Below are 3,036 nucleotides of genomic sequence, written 5' to 3'. Positions count from 1 at the left end.
AGGCGGGCAGGATGTCTATTATTCCGCGCTGCGCATGGGAGACAAACTCTATTCCGTCAGGCTGAAAATGGATGTGGCGACGGAAGAAGAAAGAATGGCGGAATATGGAAGAAAGGGAAATAAAATTGAGGATGCCCGTTACAAGGATCACAAGCTGGCGGAAATAGAAATAGCGCCTGCCCTGTATCGTGGTGTCACCGAAAACGGCAAGGCCACGCAGCCAGCAGACGCTATTTCAGGAATTAGTCTAGGTGTTCTGCGCGGTGCTGTCAAGCCCTCTCGCATCGAGGACAACGTGCTCTTTCAGCCGCCGGTGAACAACCGTTCCGCAGGGGCGGACGTGCAGGCCGGGAAGACCGCAGGGAAGATGGACACGGGGGAAGACCCGGGACTGCCCGCCGGAGAACCGCTTGTCCGCGCGGGCATACACCGCAAGCCGGACAGCGCCGCGGCCAGAGTGGTGAGCATCCCCGCAGACGCCGTGCCGGAGTTTGCGAACATGAAGGACTTCGCCCTCTGGGTCAAGGCTCTGCTGGCGGAGGGCGGCGACATTACCATAGATTCCACACGGCAGACCATGCGCTTCACGAAAACCAACATCGGAGCGTCGCTCAAGCGTTCCCGTTCACGCGAACATCGAAACGCCTATGCCGGGCTGCGCGAGATGGTGAAAAACGCCGAGTATGACCACTACGAAGCTCCGGACGCCAGACACCCGGACAGAGGCGGGCAGGATGTCTATTATTCCGCGCTGCGCATGGGAGACAAACTCTATTCCGTCAGGCTGAAAATGGATGTGGTGACGGAAGGGACGAAAGCAGAATTAGAACACAAAAAGAATGGATTTTCTGAGGATGTTCGCTACAAGGATCACAAACTTGCGGAAATAGAAATAGCGCCTGCCCTGTACCATGATATGCCCGAAAAACGAGGTCTCATGCAGCCAGCAGACGCTATTTCAGGAATTAGTCTAGGTGTTCTGCGCGGTGCTGTCAAGCCCTCCCGCATCGAGGACAACGTGCTCTTTCAGCCGCCGGTGAACAACCGTTCCGCAGGGGCGGACATGCAGAGCGGGAAGAGTACGGGAAAGGACGTGTCCGTTTCCCGTGAGAAAGGGCCGGAGACCGGTGCCGGAAGTTATAGCGGAGAACTCGGGACGAACACCCTTGCCCGACGCTTTGCGGATATGCCCATGATCGAGGCGGACAGCTCGGCGTGGTTCGGCCCTGGGAAGGGGATAGACGTTCCTGTCGATGCCGGACACCAGGAATACAGAAAAGTCTTGCGCAATGCGGTAAAACAGTGGAGCAGAAAGCTGTTTTCCACGTCTTCGGAGGTTCTCAATGAAGATAAGAACTGGAGTGTTCTGGTGACGCCCAAGGGCATAGATGACGCACTGTCTCATGGCTTTGATGCGCTTCTTGCCCGTTCCGTGCCTTTTATCCCGCAAATCATAAGAAACGGCATATATCTTGGCTCAATGGAAAAGAAGCCCAGACTTATGTCGCATTTTTTTGCGAATAAACTCAGACTGGATGGGCAGGAGTATGTGGTGGGATTTGTTCTGCGGGAGGACGGCAACGGCAAGCGCTTTTACGACCATGAGCTGACAAGAATAGTAGACCCCGATTGGCTCGCACCGGGAAAACAACATCAAGATGTTGTAGAACTCCGGACCAATCGGGGCTTGGTGATGAACATACTACGGGATACGCTGGGTGTCAATGACGGAACGGGAACTATTTTTTTTCAGCCGAAAGGGAAGCTGTCCGCCGAACCCCGCGCCCGGGTGAGCTTTGGCATGGGGGAAGACGGGCGGGCGCTCATCGAGTTCTTCCGCTCCGCGGACGTCACCAGTGCCCCGCACGAACTCTTCCACATCTTCCGCCGCGAACTTCAGGAAACGGCCATGCGGGAAGGAGCCGGCGAAAGGAGCCGGAAACTCTGGCAGGAGGTGATGGATTTTGTGGGCGCGAAGCCGGACCAGCCGCTGACCGCGGATCAGGAAGAAGCGTTTGCCCGCGCCGGGGAGCGCTTCCTGCTGGAGGGCAAAGCGCCCGTGCCGGAGCTGAAAGCCGTGTTCCGCAAGTTCAGGCAGTGGTTCCTGGAGATCTACGGCGGCGCGGACAGTGCCGGACTGGAGATTTCCGACGGGATGCGCCGCACCTTCAGGAAGATGCTGAACGTCTCAGCGGAAGAGGCGGAAAGCGCCGTTCGGGCCGCTCTGGGCCGCATGGCCCTGCGCCTTCCCGCCGCGCCGGAACAGAACACCCTCGCCCGCAGGCAATTCTTCCACAGTCCGTATCAGGAAAGGCAGCAGGAGAGTGCGGAAGAGATGGACGAATAGCCACACGCTCGCGCCGTCCGGCAGCTAGGGAGTGTGTTTTTTGCCTTTCTCTTCCTTAGACCGGCGGAGGCACGCGCGGTAGCGCGTTTGGAGCGACGACCCCGCGCTGGCTGGAAAGCCAGCATGGAGGCGGGCGAGGAGCGGACATAAGGACACGCGGAGCGCGGCCGAGGGCAGCTTCGCTGCACGAGGCGCGATCCCGACTACCCCGCTCCGGCGGCGTGACCATGTTTGCCGGCAGAGCCGAACAAACACGCCGCCTGCGCTATCAGCTCGCTAACGCTCGCGCCTCCGGCGGTTAGGGACGTGGTCGGAGGGTGCCTTTGCCGAACTGGAAGTTCGGCGCTCTTCGCGCTTTTCCGGCAGGAAAAGCAAGATTCCTTTTCTGTTTCCCCGCTCCGTTCGGCTTTGCCGCCGGGCTGACGGAATCCCTGACAGACCCGATAAACCTAGCCACGTCCTTTGTGCCCGTGGTGGGGGAAGCGCGTGTCATGTCCCTGCTGGGAAAGGCCGGCAGTGCCTGGGGCAGGGCCGGTGTCCGTGCCGGCGTGGGAGCGGTGGAAGGCGCAGCGGGCGCGGCACTGGTTGAGCCGATGATCATTGCCGGCAAGGACAATCTTCAACAGGAATACAGCGTTGCCGGCAGTCTCATGAACGTGGTGTTCGGAGCGGGCATGGGGGCGGCCCTG

2 pseudogenes are annotated in these 3,036 nt (G+C 59.4%); both read left to right on the top strand.

What is annotated here, in order from left to right:
• A pseudogene (locus Q0Z94_RS11595) lies at positions 1-2,347 on the top strand (hypothetical protein); the annotation flags it as partial.
• A gap of 323 nt (positions 2,348-2,670) precedes the next feature.
• Positions 2,671-3,036, top strand: a pseudogene (locus Q0Z94_RS11590) (hypothetical protein); the annotation flags it as partial.

It is taken from the genome of uncultured Mailhella sp. (genome assembly GCF_947631555.1).
Classification (GTDB): Bacteria; Desulfobacterota; Desulfovibrionia; order Desulfovibrionales; family Desulfovibrionaceae; genus Mailhella.
The sequence above is the reverse complement of the archived record's forward strand: the minus strand, read 5'-3'. Positions and strand labels throughout refer to the sequence as shown.